Annotated in this window: 10 protein-coding genes; 6 read left to right on the forward strand and 4 right to left on the reverse strand. The window is 70.4% G+C overall.

Annotated features, from left to right (window positions below):
- The 3 genes from AB0883_RS30540 to AB0883_RS30550 form a co-directional block, all read left to right on the forward strand.
- Nucleotides 1-2,700, forward strand: a 2,700-nt coding sequence (locus AB0883_RS30540; RefSeq protein WP_366644732.1) for an amino acid adenylation domain-containing protein, incomplete at its 5' end; no start/stop codon positions are given.
- Nucleotides 2,697-4,046, forward strand: a complete 1,350-nt coding sequence (locus AB0883_RS30545) for a SidA/IucD/PvdA family monooxygenase (protein ID WP_366644733.1) — start codon at nucleotides 2,697-2,699, stop codon at nucleotides 4,044-4,046. The genes AB0883_RS30540 and AB0883_RS30545, both read left to right, overlap by 4 nt.
- 30 nt (nucleotides 4,047-4,076) lie before the next feature.
- Nucleotides 4,077-5,084 carry a BTAD domain-containing putative transcriptional regulator gene (locus tag AB0883_RS30550; RefSeq protein ID WP_366644734.1) on the forward strand — a complete coding sequence of 336 codons (1,008 nt, stop codon included), beginning with the start codon at nucleotides 4,077-4,079 and terminating at the stop codon, nucleotides 5,082-5,084.
- 51 nt (nucleotides 5,085-5,135) lie between these two features.
- Here the strand turns inward: AB0883_RS30550 and AB0883_RS30555 are convergent, their stop codons facing one another.
- Entirely contained in the window at nucleotides 5,136-6,443 is a 1,308-nt protein-coding gene (locus AB0883_RS30555; protein ID WP_366644735.1) for a cytochrome P450, read from the reverse strand.
- Nucleotides 6,444-6,746: 303 nt separating this feature from the next.
- Between AB0883_RS30555 and AB0883_RS30560 the strand changes: the two genes are divergently transcribed.
- Nucleotides 6,747-10,028 carry an amino acid adenylation domain-containing protein gene (locus tag AB0883_RS30560; RefSeq protein ID WP_366644736.1) on the forward strand — a complete coding sequence of 1,094 codons (3,282 nt, stop codon included), beginning with the start codon at nucleotides 6,747-6,749 and terminating at the stop codon, nucleotides 10,026-10,028.
- A gap of 181 nt (nucleotides 10,029-10,209) precedes the next feature.
- Here AB0883_RS30560 and AB0883_RS30565 read toward each other — a convergent pair whose 3' ends face one another.
- Nucleotides 10,210-10,869: an FMN-binding negative transcriptional regulator gene (locus AB0883_RS30565; protein ID WP_366644737.1), complete on the reverse strand. Its 660-nt coding sequence runs from the start codon at nucleotides 10,867-10,869 to the stop codon at nucleotides 10,210-10,212.
- Between the two features lie 901 nt (nucleotides 10,870-11,770).
- Here AB0883_RS30565 and AB0883_RS30570 point away from each other — a divergent pair.
- Complete coding sequence (locus tag AB0883_RS30570; RefSeq protein ID WP_366644738.1) at nucleotides 11,771-12,544, forward strand: LmbU family transcriptional regulator; 774 nt, start codon at nucleotides 11,771-11,773, stop codon at nucleotides 12,542-12,544.
- Nucleotides 12,545-12,619: 75 nt separating this feature from the next.
- On the opposite strand, the gene AB0883_RS30575 is transcribed toward AB0883_RS30570, so the two are convergent.
- Nucleotides 12,620-13,084: an SRPBCC family protein gene (locus AB0883_RS30575; RefSeq protein WP_366644739.1), complete on the reverse strand. Its 465-nt coding sequence runs from the start codon at nucleotides 13,082-13,084 to the stop codon at nucleotides 12,620-12,622.
- 374 nt (nucleotides 13,085-13,458) lie between these two features.
- On the opposite strand from AB0883_RS30575, the gene AB0883_RS30580 reads away from it, so the two are divergent.
- The gene (locus AB0883_RS30580) at nucleotides 13,459-14,481 is read left to right on the forward strand and encodes an aldo/keto reductase (RefSeq protein WP_366644740.1); all 1,023 of its coding nucleotides are present in this window, start codon (nucleotides 13,459-13,461) and stop codon (nucleotides 14,479-14,481) included.
- Between the two features lie 127 nt (nucleotides 14,482-14,608).
- On the opposite strand, the gene AB0883_RS30585 is transcribed toward AB0883_RS30580, so the two are convergent.
- Nucleotides 14,609-14,923: VCBS repeat-containing protein (locus AB0883_RS30585; RefSeq protein ID WP_366644741.1), on the reverse strand; the 315-nt coding region annotated here is incomplete at its 5' end.

Consider the following 14,923-nt stretch of genomic DNA (forward strand, 5'->3'; position numbering starts at 1 on the left):
ATTGGGGTTTTTCAGCGGGAGTTGTCGGCGGCGTATTCGGCGTTGTTGGTTGGTGGGCGGCCGGAGTTGCCGGAGTTGGTGGTGCAGTACGGCGACTATGCGGTGTGGCAGCGGGAGCGGATGACGCAGCCGGTGGTGCGGGAGCAGTTGGCGTATTGGCGGGAGCGGTTGGCGGGTGTGCCGGAGGCGGTGCAGTTGCCGGTGGATCGGCCGCGTCCGGCGGTGCCGTCGTATCGGGGTGGAGTGGTCGAGTTTCGGGTGGATGCGTCGGTGGTGGCGGGGTTGCGGGAGTTGGCCTCGGGTGTGGGTGCGACGTTGTTCATGGTGGGGTTGGCGGCGTTTCAGGTGTTGTTGGCGCGTTACAGCGGTGTGCCGGATGTGGTGGTGGGTGTGCCGGCGGCGGGGCGGGTGTCGGCGCGGCTGGAGTCGTTGGTGGGATTCTTTGTCAATTCGTTGGTGATGCGGTCGGACTTGTCGGACGATCCGAGTTTTGTGGAGTTGTTGGGTCGGGTGCGGGAGACGGTTCTGGACGCGTTCGCGAATCAGGACGTGCCGTTCGACCGGTTGGTGGAGGAGTTGGCGCCGACGCGCGACCTCAGCCGCAACCCCCTCGTGCAGGTCTTCTTCCAACTGTTCCAGACCGAGGACCGACTGGTCCGTCTGGAGCTCGACGGCACGCGGGTCACCGCCGCCCCCGAGGAGTCGGTGACGACTCGGTTCGATGTGGAGTTGCATTGTGTGGGTGGTGTGGAGGGGTGGGATTGTCAGCTGATCTATGCGCGGGATCTGTTTGACGAGGCGAGTATGCGTCGGTTCGCGGGGCATTTCCGGCGGTTGTTGGAGTCGGTGGCTGTTGATGCGGGTCAGCGGTGTTCGCGGCTTGCGGTGGTGCCGGACGACGAGTTGGCGCAGGTGTTGGTGCGGTGGAACGCCACGGGTGTGGACCGGGCTGGTGGGCAGACGTTGGTGCAGCGTTTCGCGCAGCAGGTGGCGAGGTCTGGGCAGGCGCCGGCGGTGGTCGGTGGTGGGCAGCGGTTGAGTTTTGCCGAGTTGGACGCGCGGGCCGAGCGGGTGGCGGGGTTGTTGTCGCGTCGTGGGGTGGGTGTCGAGCAGGTGGTGGGGGTGTGTCTGCCGCGTGGGGTGGACCTGGTGGTGGCGGTGTTGGGGGTGCTCAAGGCGGGTGCGGCGTATCTGCCGTTGGATCCGCAGCAGCCGGCCGACCGCAGTGCCTACATGCTCGACAACGCCGGGGCGCGGCTGGTGCTGACCGATGCGGCGCGGGCCGCGGGGTTGCCGGCCGGCGTGGAGGCGGTGGACGTCGGCGCGCTGCCGGAGCCGGAGCCCGGGGCCGACACCCGGCCGGTGTCGCAGGCCTCGCTGGACAACCTGGCCTACGTCATCTACACCTCCGGCTCCACCGGACGACCCAAGGGCGTGGCGGTCACCGTCGGCTCGTTGCTGAATCTCGTCGACTGGCATGTCGAGCGGTACCGGCTCGACGGCCGCGACGTGGTCAGCCAGGTCGCCAACCCCTCGTTCGACGCCGCGTGCTGGGAGATCTGGACCGCGTTGCTCTCGGGCGCCCGGATGGTGGTCCCGGACCCGGGCGTGGAGACCTCCGCCGAGCTGCTGACCGAGCACTTCCAGCTCGCGCAGACGACCGTGGCGTTCGTTCCGACCCCGATGGCGCAACTGTTGCTGCGCAGAGGGCTCCCGGCCACCCGGCTGCGGTACCTGCTCACCGGTGGCGACACGCTGACCCTGCCGGGCCCGGCCCAGCCGGACTCCGGCACGGGGTTCACCCTCTGCAACCACTACGGCCCCACCGAGAACACGGTGGTCGCCACGGCCTGCCCCGTGGAGCCGGGGCAGGTGCGGCCGCCGATCGGCCGCCCTCTGCCGCACGTGACCGCGTACCTGCTCGACGAGCAGGGCGCGCCGGTCGGAGCGGGTATGCCCGGTGAGTTGTACCTCGGCGGCACCGCAGTGGCCCGGGGGTACGTGGGCCGTGCCGACCTGACCGCCGAACGGTTCGTGCCGGACCCGTTCGCCACCGCCGCCGGGCAACGCCTCTACCGCACCGGGGACCTCGCCCGCTGGCGTCACGACGGCAACCTGGAGTTCCTGGGCCGCGCCGACCGCCAGGTCAAGATCCGTGGATACCGCGTCGAACCCGGTGAGATCGAAGCCGCCCTGCTGGCCAACAGCCGCCTGCGCGAGGCGGCCGTGCGGGCCGTCGACGGCCCGGGCGGTGACCCGATCCTCGCGGCCTACGTGGTGGCCAGGGGCATGCTGGCGCCCTCGGCGGCGGAGATGCGTGCCGACCTCGCCGAGCGGGTCCCCGAGTACATGGTCCCCTCGGTCTTCGTGGTGCTGCCGGAACTGCCGCGTCTGCCGTCCGGAAAAATCGACCTCGGTCGACTTCCGGTGGCGACACCCGACAGTGACGGCTTCGTGGCCCCGCGCAACGAGCTCGAAGCGGCGATAGCCGAGGTGTGGGCCCGCATCCTGCACCTGGATCAGGTCGGTGTGACGGACGACTTCTTCGGGCTGGGCGGTCACTCCCTGCTCTCCACCCAGGTCGTCGCCGAACTGCGTCGTACGTTCGGGCTGGATCTGCCGCTTCGGGCGATCTTCGACCACCGCACGGTCGCGGCGATGGCCACCCTGATCGAACGTCACCGAACGGAGAAGCCATGAACACGGCTGCGGACACCGCAGCGGCGCCCTTCCTCGACGTCGTAGGGGTGGGCTTCGGGCCGTCGAACCTGGCGCTCGCCGTCGCCCTACGAAGCCACAACGACGCCGTCGCCATGCGGAGCGCGACCGGGACGACGCCCCGGGACGGTCGACTGACCTTCGCCTTCGTCGAGAAGCAGCAACGCTTCGGGTGGCACCGCGGCATGCTGATCGACGGAGCGACGTTGCAGGTGTCGTTCCTCAAGGACCTCGCAACGCTGCGGGACCCGGCCAGTCCCTTCACCTTCCTCAAGTACCTGCACGAGAAGGGGCGGCTGCCGAGCTTCATCAACCACAAGGCGCTGTTCCCCTCGCGTGTCGAGTTCAACGACTACCTCACCTGGGCCGCGGCGGCGTTCGAGGACGTCGTCCAGTACGGCACCGAGGTCGTCGAGGTCCGTCCGGTGGTGGTCGACGGGCGCGTCGCCCACCTGGACGTGGTGGCCCAGGCCGGAGGCAGGACCACGGTGTCCCGCACCCGCAACCTGGTCCTCGCCTGTGGCCTGGTCCCCGCGACGCCGCCCGGCGTCACCCTGTCGGACCGCGTCTGGCACAGCTACGAGTTGCTGGACCGCGCCGACCGGCTCGACGAGGCCGCGCCGCTGACCATGACCGTGGTCGGTGCCGGGCAGAGCGCCGCCGAGGTGACGGAGTACCTGCACCGACGGTTCCGGGCGGCGACGGTGTACTCGGTGTTCTCCCGCTTCGGATACAGCCCGGCCGACGACAGCCCGTTCGTCAACGGCATCTTCGACCCGGCGGCGGTGGACCTGTTCTTCCACTCGCCACCCTCGGTCAAGAAGATGCTGCTGGACTACCACGCGAACACCAACTACTCGGCTGTCGACGCCGACCTCATCGCCGAGCTGTACCGGCGCGTGTACGACGAGAGCGTGCGCGGACCGCGGCGCCTGCACATGGTGAACTCCTCCCGGGTGCAGAACGTCGAGCCCGACCCGGCGGGGCTGCGGGTCACCGTCGAGCACCTGCCGACCGGGCAGGTACGGCGGTTCGGCTCGGACGTGGTCGTCTACGCCACCGGATACCGGCCGGCCGACCCGATCCCGATGCTCGGCGACTTCGTCCAGTACTGCAAATTGGACGACAGGGGTGCCCTGTGCTTCGAGCGCGACTATCGTGTGGTCACGACCGGCGGCGTCGACTGCGCCGTCTACCTGCAGGGCGGCACCGAGGAGACGCACGGGATCTCCTCCTCGCTGCTGTCGAACACCGCGGTCCGGGCCGGTGAGATCACCAGGTCGATCGCAGCCGGATACGGGGACAGGATCCCCGGCGCGCGGACCTGATGCCGTGACCTGTACCGGGAGGACCCGTTCATGCCGAGGAACGACGTCACCTTCGGTCTTCTGGGCGCCCTGCAGGTGCGGGCCGGCGGGCTGCCCCTCGACGTGCGGGGCACCGTCGTCAACCACCTGCTCGGCGCCCTGCTGATCCACGCGAACGCCTGGGTGAGCCACAGCCGGCTGGCGTCGCTGACCTGGGGCGAGGCCGACGCGAGCCGCAACGCCCTGCACTGCGCGGTGGCGCGGCTGCGCCGGATGCTCGGCGACGCCGGCGGCCGGGACCCCGGTATCGAGCACTCCGGGGCCGGGTACCGCATCATCGTCGAACCGGACCGGCTCGACGCGGCACGCTTCTCGGCGCTGGCTCGCCTGGCGGACGAGGCTGACAAGCCGGACACCCGGTTCGAGGCGCTGCTGCGCGCGCTGCGGACCTGGCGAGGACCGGTCCTCGCGGAGTCCTCGGAATGGTTGCGGATGGACCCCGCCGTGCTGGCCCTGGAGCGCGACCGGCTGGAGCGCACCTACGAGTTGGGTGACGTGGCGCTGAGGCTGGACCGGGCGAGCCTGGCGCTGCCGCTGGTGGAGCAGCTCGCCGCCCACCTGCCGTTCGACGAGCCGCTGCACGCCAGGTTGTTGACGTTGATGGCGGCCGTCGGGCGGCGGGCGGAGGCACTGCGGGCCTACGGGCGGGTGCGCCGGCGACTCGCCGACGAACTGGGCGTGGATCCGTCCGACGTGCTGCGTGAGGCGCACCTGGCGCTGCTGAACGCGCAGACCCGTACGGCCGCGCCGGCCGCGGGGACGGCGGACGGCCGGGCCGGCCACCGCATCGGCCCCCAGGCGCGGGGCCCCGGCGTCGGCCGGCCGTATGCCGGCGACGCGCGCTCCGGACGCCGACCCCGGACCGCCCCCGACCACGCGCGGTCCGAGCCTGCCGCGGCGCCGCTGCTGGAGGCCGGAGCACTCGCCCTGCCGTTCGCGGACGCGGGCAGGGCGCTGCCGCTGGACCGGATCGCGGACGCGGTGCTCGGGTGGCGGTGACAGCGGCCCCTCATGGGCCGGCCGCGACGTCCGGTGCCGCCTGGCGGGACCCTACGGTGCCTCGGGCGCGTGGGACGCGCGCGTCTGCGGACGCGACGGCGCAGCTCCCTGCGCGTCGAAGAGCACCGGAATCTCGCGGGGGCTGCGCAACTTGGGCCCCAGCACCCACGCCGTGTCCCCGGCCGGTACGGCGAGCCGCAGCGAGGGCAGCCGGTCGAAGAGCATCCGCAGGCAGATCTCGCCCTCCAACCTGGCCAGAGGCGCGCCCACGCAGAGGTGGATGCCGTGCCCGAAGGCCAGGTGCGAGGGACGCCCGGGACCGGCGTGGAACCGAGCGGCATCGGCGAAACGCGCCGGATCCCGGTTGGCGGCGGCGAGCGAGACGATCACCATGTCGCCCTTGGCGATGCGTACGCCCCCGAGCTCCAGGTCCGTCAGCGCGTAACGGCTGACAGAGGTCTGCACCGGTGCGTCGTAGCGCAGTGACTCCTCCACGACGAGCCGCCAGTTCGTCTCCCCGGCGCGAAGCCCGGCCAGGTGCGACGGATCCTCGAGGAGTCGCAGCGCCGCAGCGGCGATCATGGGACCGGTACTCACCTGCCCGGCGCCGAGCAGCACGTAGAGCATGCCTTCGAGTTCGGCCTCGCTGCGTACCTCACCGCGTTCGAAGCCGTCGATCATGACTGTGGTGAGGTCGTCGCCGCGGTGCCGACGCTTGTAGGCGATGAGTTGCCGGACGTACCCCATCAACTCGTCCGTCGCCGGTGTCGGACGTCCGTGGCGCTGCTGTTCCTGGTAGCCGGCGACGAGGAAGCGGTCGATGCACCGGCTGGCGGACATCCGCTCCGATTCCGGGATGCCGAGGAACTCGTGCACCACCGCCCACGGGATCGGCCACGCGTACTCGGCGACGAGGTCGGCGGTGCCGCGTCCGGCGAACGCGTCGATGAGCGAGGCGCACACCTCCGTGATACGGGGGCGTAGCCGCGCGACGGCACCACTGCTCAGGACGGGGCTCACCAGCTTGCGGAGCCGGGTGTGCTGCGGCGGGTCCTTGCCGAGCAGATCGCCCTCGTCCTCGTCCTCGCCTTCGGTGGCGGTCGCCGAGTTGCGCCGTTCGTTGCTCAGCCGTGGATCGGCCAGGCAGGCCCGTGCGTGCTCGTACGAGGTCACGAACCAGGCGGTGCCCTCACCGTCCGGCCCGACCACCGGACCCACCGGCATGGCGGACCGCATCCAGTCGAAGTGCCGGTAAGGGTCCGGGTCGCCCCGGCCGTCGCGGCTGACGAACTCCGGCAACTCCACGTGCGCCATGCTGGCCGCCTTCCACACCGACGAGAGCAAGCGTTCCGTCTGCATCCTGGCAACGGAGCCTGTCGGGAGGCTGTCCGCGCGCTGTCCGGCCCGAGCGGTGCGGACCGGTCCCACCGGCCCCGCCGGCGTGTCCGCGCGTCGTGGGGCGGGACCGCCGACGGCGGATTGAAAGCCCCGTGACATGCCGGATCACGAGAATCGCGACAGTCGCTGACCGCCGGGACGTCCCGGTGAGGCGTCGGCATCCGCCGGGGACGTGCCAGCGGCTGGCCGGGTGGCCGCGAGTCCAGGGCCACGCTGCCCGGCATCCGCGCCCGGAACGTCGGCAGGAACTTCGATCGGAGGGTCATGACCGATCCCACTCGTACCGAACACCGTCGCGCGCCGCTCTCCTACGCCCAGCGTCGGCTCTGGTTCATCGACCGCCTCCTTCCCGGACGCACGGCGTACAACATTCCGTTCGGGTACCGGATCCGGGGCCGGCTCGACCGCGACGCCCTGGGGCGCGCCGTGAAGCATGTCGTCGACCGGCACGAGGTCCTACGTACCCGTATCGAGACGGTCGACGGTGAGCCGTACCAGGTGATCACGGCGGGCGGCGGCGAGTTGCGGCTCATCGACCTCCGCGACGCGGACGATCCGGAGGCGTCGGCGCGGTGGTTGGCGGCCGCGGAGGTGGACACGCCCTTCAGCCTGAGCGCCGGGCCGCTGTTCCGGGTCGCGCTGCTCCGCCTCGCCGACGAGGACCATGTCCTGCTGTGCACCGCCCACCACGCGGTGTTCGACGGCTGGTCCCTGGTGGTGCTCACCGAGGAACTGACAGCGGCGTACCGGGCGTACTCGCGGGGGTCTTCGCCGCCACCGCAGCAGCCGCCGGTCCAGTACGCCGACTACGCGCTGCGCCAGCACGCCCAGATCGGTGAGCGTGAGATGGCGGAACAGCTCGAGTACTGGCAACGCCACCTGGCGGACGCGCCGATCACCCTGGAACTGCCGCCCGACCGCCGCCGGCCCGCCGTGCCGTCCGCGGCGGCGGGTGAGTTCACGTTCCCCATCGCCGACGAGGTCGCGGGCGGAGTCCGGGCCCTGTGCGCCGAGAGCGGTGTGACCCCGTTCATGGTCACCCTGGCCGCCTACGGACTGCTGCTGTCGAAGCTGGCGGGCGTGTCGGACCTGCTGGTGGGGTCACCCGTGTACGGCCGGCTCGAGCCGGAGCTGCGCGGCGCCGTGGGCTTCTTCGCCAACACCCTGCCGTTCCGCATCGACCTCACCGGCGATCCGACGTTCACCGAGCTCGTCGAGCGGGTCCGGGACACCGCACTCGAGGCGTACGCGCGCCAGGCCGTTCCGTTCGACCGGATCGTCGAGGACCTCGCGCCGCCCCGCGACCTGAGCCGCAACCCGGTGGTCCAGATCCTGTTCGGTCTGTTGAGCACCGGGACCGGTGTCGAGCGCGGCGAACTCGACCTGCCGGACCTGGCGGTGGAGGAGTTCCGCAGCGGGACCGTCACCACGCGGTTCGATGTCGAGCTGCACGTGTTCGAAACGCCGGACGGCGGGATGCTCGGGCGGGTCATCTTCGCCCGGGACCTCTTCGAACAGGCGACCATGGAGCACTTCGCGCACCAGTACGCGGCGTTGGTCGCCTCCGCCGTGGCGGCGCCACGCACGCGGATCTCCGAACTGGTGCCCGTCGCCGAGGCGGAGCGGGCGCTGCTGGACGACTGGGGTACCGGGCCGACGGTTCCCGCACCCGCCGCCCGCACCGTCTCCGAGCACGTGGAGCGCCAGGTCGAGGCGTACCCGGACCGGGTGGCGGTCGTGTCCGGGGGTGAGCAGCTCACCTACCGGCAGCTCAATGCCGAGGCGAACAGGCTGGCCTGGTACCTGTGCGAGTCCGGGGTGGGCCCGGAGGCGGTGGTGGGCGTCTGCCTGCCGCGCGGCACCCGTGCGCTGATCACCGTCCTGGCCATCATCAAGGCCGGCGGCGCCTACGTCCCGCTGGACCCGTCGGATCCGCCGTCGCGGCTGAAGTACCTGGTCCACGACTCGCGTGCCTCGCTGGTGCTGACCGAGCCGGAGACGGCGGACCTGGTTACGGGCGGGCGCGTGCCGGCCGCCGGCGCCGACCCGGCGGCGGAGCCGGACGGCGGCGTGGAGACGGCGGTGATCTGTCTCGACGAGGCGCTCTGGCAGCGGATCGCGGAACGGCCGGCGGACAACCCGCCGCGACGCGCCGGCGTGGACAACGTGTTGTACGTGGTCTACACCTCCGGCTCCACCGGACGCCCCAAGGGCATCATGATGACCCACCGCTCCAAGCTGAACATGATGAACTGGATCGTCCGGTGCTACCGCGGGCAGCCGCGGGTGCTCCAGTTCTACTCCATGAGCCCGGACACCTTCCTGTTGGAGGTCATGCTGGCCTGGTGGACGGGCGGCACGCTGGTCGTCGTGCCGGAGGAGGTCCGGCGCGACATTCCGGCGCTGGGTCGGCTCATCGAGGCGAACCGGGTCACCGCCACGGTGCTTCCGACCGTCGTCGTCGAACATCTCGCCCGGCACGCCGATCAGCATCCCGAGCAGTTCGCGTCGCTGCGGGACGTGGCCACCACCGGTGACCGGCAGCGCATCGGCCCGGCGGTGCGACGGATGTTCGCCGCCCTTCCCGAAGCGGTTCTCGACAACCACTACGGACAGACGGAGGCCAACGTCGTCACGCTCAACCGGCTCACCCATCCCACCGACGACTGGCCGGACCAGGCCCCGATGGGACGCCCCATCGACAACCTCCGGGTGTACGTGCTGGACACCGCGATGCGACCGGTACCGGTCGGAGCCTACGGCGAGGTCCATGTCGGCGGCGCCGGCATCGCCCGTGGGTATCTGGGCCGACCCGACCTGACGGCGGCGGCGTTCGTCCCCGACCCGTTCGGCAACGGCCCGGGTGAACGGCTCTACCGCACCGGTGACCGGGCGCGGTGGCGGTCGGACGGGACCCTGGAGTTCGCCGGCCGGATCGACTTCCAGGTCAAGATCCACGGTTACCGCATCGAGCCCGGCGAGATCGAGTCGTGCCTGGCCGCCCTGCCGAGTGTCGGGGAGGCGGCCGTGGTCTGTGACACGTCGGTGCCCGAGGCGCCTCGACTGATCGGATACGTCACGCCCCGCCCAGGGCACGAACTGACCCCTGAGGCGGTGCGCGGCGCGCTCCGTGCCGACCTGCCCGACTACATGCTGCCGGGACTGATTCTCGTGCTCGACGAGTTTCCCCGCACCGCCTCCGGCAAGATCGACCGCAAGCGGCTTCCGTTGCCGGACCTGGACCCGGTCGACGGGTACGTCGCGCCGGCAACCGGCACCGAGAAGGCCGTCGCGGACATCTGGGGCGAGGTGCTCGACATCGCGAGGATCGGCCGGAGGGACAACTTCTTCGGTCTCGGGGGCCACTCACTGCTGGTGACCCGCGTGGTGTACCGGCTGCGGGAGACGCTCGGGGTCGACCTGCCGCTGCGGTCGTTGTTCGAGGCGGCGACCGTCGCGGAACTGGCACACGAGATCGACACGGTTCTCGCGGATGCGGACCGGGAACCGCAATCCACGCCGAACGCCGCCGTCGGGGTCTCCTGAGCGGTGTGGCGGGTGCCGGGGCGGGCCACCCGGGGCCGCCCCGGCACGTGCCCGGAGCGGGCAGACGGCGGCGGGCCGGCGGGTGGGCGCTCGCGGGCCCGCGCACCGGGTCGGCCGGCCGCCGTTCCGGCACCCGTGCGCCGGATGCTCGGCGCCACCGCGCCACCGGCGGACCGGCCCGTCAGGGCTTGTCGCGTCCGGCCGCCCGTGTCATCAGGCGCGCGAGTTCCCGGTGGTGGCCGCAGTCGGTGGTCACGATGTCGGCCGCGACCCGGTCGCGGACGTCCGGCGCCTGTTCCTGGCTCAGCTTGAACATCGCATCGATCCGGTCCACCCGCAGCTCGAACGCGCCGACACCGGGAAGCAGGCGATCGAAGTAGTCCAGCGACGCCGTCATGTCCCAGCCCGTGCCGTGCCGCTTCTCGAGGGCCTCCACGGTGGACCGGATCACCGCCAGCGTCGGTTCGCCCGGCGGTAGCGGCGACAGCCAACCGTCGACGTGTACGGCGGTGAAGTTCCACGTCGGAGCCGCCGGGGTGACGCCGTAGACGGTGGGGGAGACGTAGCGGTCGGGCCCGGTGTAGACCAGTAGTGCAGGACAACCGGCCCCGATCGCCGCCCACTGTGGGTTGAGGCGGTTCATGTGCCCCAGGAGAATCGATTGTGAGTCCGCCGGGTTGGTGCCGTCGGCGCGCTCCGGGGCGGGCCGCCTGATGGTCGGCACATGGCTGGCCAGCGGTACACCATCGGTCGCGGTTATCAGCGTGGCCAGGGGGTGGGAATCGATCAGCTCCCACGTCCAGGACGGATCTTCCGCCTGGTATTGTTCCGGAACGTACATGTCATTCCTGTCGTGTCTGGTGGCGGCTTCGTCGAACTATTTGGCGCCCCGGGCCGGCCCTGGGGGCCGCATCGAAATCCGCGACACGCCGTCGTCGCGCACGACCCGCACGCAAGGCCTCGAATGGCGTACGCCGCGATGAGGCGGAATGATCCGCCAGCGCCAACGATCTCCCGGTCCTGGAGGCATTGTCAAGCGTCTCAGCGGGTTATCGACGTGGAGTGGGCGCGTCCGAAACGGGAGTGGTTCTATATCCCTCCAATGCCTGACGGCTGCGATTGCAGTGTGCGGCTGCGTCCCGGGCTGCTGTCGCACGGCGCCACTGACGTGGGCCAGGGCCGCTAGGTGGCCCCTACCCTGCTGATACGCGTGCAGGATGAGGGGTTCGTGGCGACCGCCGGACCTCTCCTCGGAGTGATGGTTGGCCATAGCGTTCGGCGGTGCAAGTTCCACGTATCGCCATCTGTCGATCTTGATATCCCGACCGGCAGGCGTTACGGTTGATGTTGCGGCACCGGTTAGGTGTTTGGCTGGAGATTGCTCATTGTCACGGGGGCAGCGCATGCGTCACGGAAGACTAATCGTGGGTCATGAAAGCCACGCAATTGCGGCGTCGCGTTCGTTCGGTCATGGCGCCGTGATGGTCGTTCCTGGCGTCGCAGGTCGCGATTGTTGTCCGGCCCGGAGTTGATTGCCGGAGCCGCCAGATCGATTCGAGGAGAGGCCTTCGGTGGCCTGACGCCCGATCTGCCCGACCGATTAATGACGCGTGAACGACGGGGATTTCCGTGAAGTCGGAGTTGATATCCAGTGGGGCGGTCACATGTCATTCTGGTAATCGAGTAGCGCGGCGGCGGTAGGTCACGAATCCGAGTTCAGCACTCCCGCGAAGGGGAACAGGGTGAAGCGTGTACCCAGGCAGACGGCACTCAGTTCGCGGCATCTCGTCAGGCAGCCCGCGAGCCCACTACTGGGCGAGGACGAGCAGCAGGAGGCGTCGGCGCACGGCCACGGCCAGATCCTGACGACCCGGGTGGGCCTGCGATTCCCGTCGGGGATCACGTTCGAGCAGTGGGCGGAGGCGGGGCCGAAGCTCTCCGGTCTGGTCGACTCGTTCGCCTGGTGCCTCGGCGACTGGTTGGTCTACGGACAGGACAAGTACGAGGGCAGGTACGCCAAGACGGTCGAGAGGATCGGCCTCGACTACCAGACGCTGCGCAACTACGCCTGGGTCGCGCGCAAGTTCGAGTCCGCCAGGCGGCGGGAGAACCTGAGCTTCCAGCACCACGCGGAAGTGGCCTCGCTGCCCCCTGCCGAACAGGACGTCTGGTTGGACCGTGCCGAGGAGCGCGGATGGTCTCGGAACCAACTGCGCCGGCACGTCCAGCAGGCGCGCGGGCGGGGGACGCCCAGCCAGTCCACGGGGTCGGCACTGCCGCGTGTGCAGGTGGAGGAGGCCCGCCTCGAATGCTGGCGACTCGCCGCCGAGCACGCGAGCAGCGATCTGGCCTCGTGGATCGTGACGACGCTCGACCAGGCCGCCGAGCGGGCCCTGGGCACGGGCACCACCGGTGACGGGGCCCTGGCACCCTCGGCCGACCACGGCCGGCCCGGGCTGCCTGGCGGGTCCGCGCCGCCGGGGCAGGTCGCAGGCTCGTCTCTGCTGCGGCTGTAGCCCATGTCCCGCCGGCGGGACACCGGCGCCGGGTCGGCGGGCCGCCGTGACGGTCGCGCACCGAATGCCGGGCCCTCAACGGAGGCTCGCCACCACCCGGGCCAGCCGGTCCATGCTGCCGTGCGTCTCCGCCTCCATTCCGTACCGCACCGCGTCATCCCGTTGTTCCACCGACTGGAAGATGCACACCGCCTCGTACCGGGTGCCGCCCTCGACCTCTTCGAAGGTGATCGTCTCGAGCTGCACCTGGCCGGGCATGCCTTCGAACTGGAATGTCTGCACTATCCGCTCAGGTGCGACGACGTCGTGGTATACGCCGCCAATGGCGAATTCGGTTCCGCGGCCGTCGCGGCTGACGTACCGGTAGGTGCCGCCCGGCCGGACATCCATCCGGTCCACGCTGTTCTCGAACTCGCTCGACCCCCACCAACGGACGAGCAGGTCCGGCTCCGTGCACGCCTTGAAGACCAGGTGGCGGGGGGCGTCGAAGACGCGCCTGATCACAATGCTCTGTCGGTCTGGCTCGGCGATGAACTCCACGCCCTCACTCCTCGGCTCCGGAAGGGTCGATGCCGCGTTTCGTCCCGTCTCCTCGGTGCGAAACCCGCTGGACGCTCCGAGCCTGCCAAGGAGGCCTGTCGCGACGGCTTCGCGGCACTGTCGCCTTTGGTGGGTGACAGTTTCCGACGCCCCTTCCCGCAAATAGTCGCAGCGGCAGGAATTGCATTCCCCGAAACGATGCGCGACTATGCCCGATAGAGATCCGGGCGCCGCCGGTGAAGCGACGCACATCGTCCTGCCAGGCGGCGGCGCACGAGCCGGCCCGGCGTTGGCCCGGGCCGGCACACCGCCGGAGCGGTACCGCTCCGCGCCTTTCGCCGCCTGTCATTTTCGCCGATCCGGGAGGACGCACCATGACGACGCTGCCATCGGTACGACTCGGTTCATCCCCGCTTACCGTCACCCGGCTCGGTCTCGGCACCTGGGCGCTCGGCGGTGATGGCTGGGCCTTCGGCTGGGGGCCGCAGGACGCCTCGGAGGCGATCGACACCATCCGGTACGCGGTGGAACACGGGGGCCTGAACTGGCTCGACACGGCACCGGTCTACGGCCTTGGGCAGGCGGAGGAACTGGTGGGTGAGGCGCTCGCCGATTTCCCCGAGGACGTCCGCCCGTACGTGTTCACGAAGTGCGGCGTGGTGTGGGGCGCAGACGCCGAGCCGGGCACCGTCGCCGGCCGGCGACAGAGCATCGAGCGTGAACTGGACGAGTCTCTCCGTCGGCTCCGGCTCGACTGCATCGACCTGTACCAGATGCACTGGCCCGCCACAGATGGAACTCCGCTGGAGGAGTACTGGCAGACCCTTGCCGACCTGCGTCAGAAGGGCAAGATACGGGCGGCGGGGCTGTCGAACCACCGCCTCGACGAACTGCAGCGGGCGCACGACGTCGCGCCGGTGGATTCGTTCCAGCCCCCGTTCTCCGCTCTTGCGCGAGGCGCTGCGGAGGAGATCGGTTGGTGTGCGTCGCACGGCGTGGGGGTCATCACCTACGGCGCGTTGGGTGCCGGGCTGTTGACCGGTGCGTTCACTCCCGAGCGAGCCGCTGCCCTGCCGCCCAGCGACTGGCGGTCCCGCGACCCCGGTTTCCGGGGGCATGGACTGGAGAAGACGATGCGGCTGACCCGCACCCTGGCGGATGTCGCCGCCGCGCACGGCGTCAGCACCAGCGCCGTCGCCATCGCATGGGTGCTGGAGTGCCGTGGCGTGACCGGCGCCATCGTCGGAGCGCGTCGACCCGAGCAGATAGCGGACTGGCGGGCGGCGGCGACGGTGCGGTTGTCGGCCGCGGATCTCGACAGGATCGCCGCCGTGATCCGACAGGAGGGCATCGGCTCCGGGCCGAGCCACCCGCGCACGGGAACGTGGAGCGCCTGACCGGGTGCGTCATGTCGTCGGGCGACGGTCGGCCTCTGACGGGACCGGCGGCGCTCGTCACCGAGGCCGCTCGCCGATCGTCCCCGCCGTGATCACAGCCACGGCGGGGACGACGGGGATCCGTGGTTCAGAGGGTGGTTTCGCCGTTGAGGCCGAAGAAGTCGTGCCATTTGGTGCTGGGGTTGAAGCCGGTGCCGGTGGAGAGTCCGACGTAGACGTCGTTGGTGGTGCCTTTGGTGAAGACGATGATGTCGTCTTTGTTGTCGCCGTTGACGTCGGCGAGGTAGGGGAATTCGCCGGTGAGGCAGAAGAAGTCGTGCCATTTGATGGTGGTGCCGGCGAACGATGTGCCGGTGGAGGTGGCGGCGTAGACGTCGGCGTTGGTGTTGCAGGTGAAGGTGACGATGTCGTCGCGGCCGTCGCCGTTGATGTCGCCGACGCG

Source organism: Micromonospora sp. NPDC047812 (genome assembly GCF_040704175.1).
Lineage (GTDB): Bacteria > Actinomycetota > Actinomycetes > Mycobacteriales > Micromonosporaceae > Micromonospora.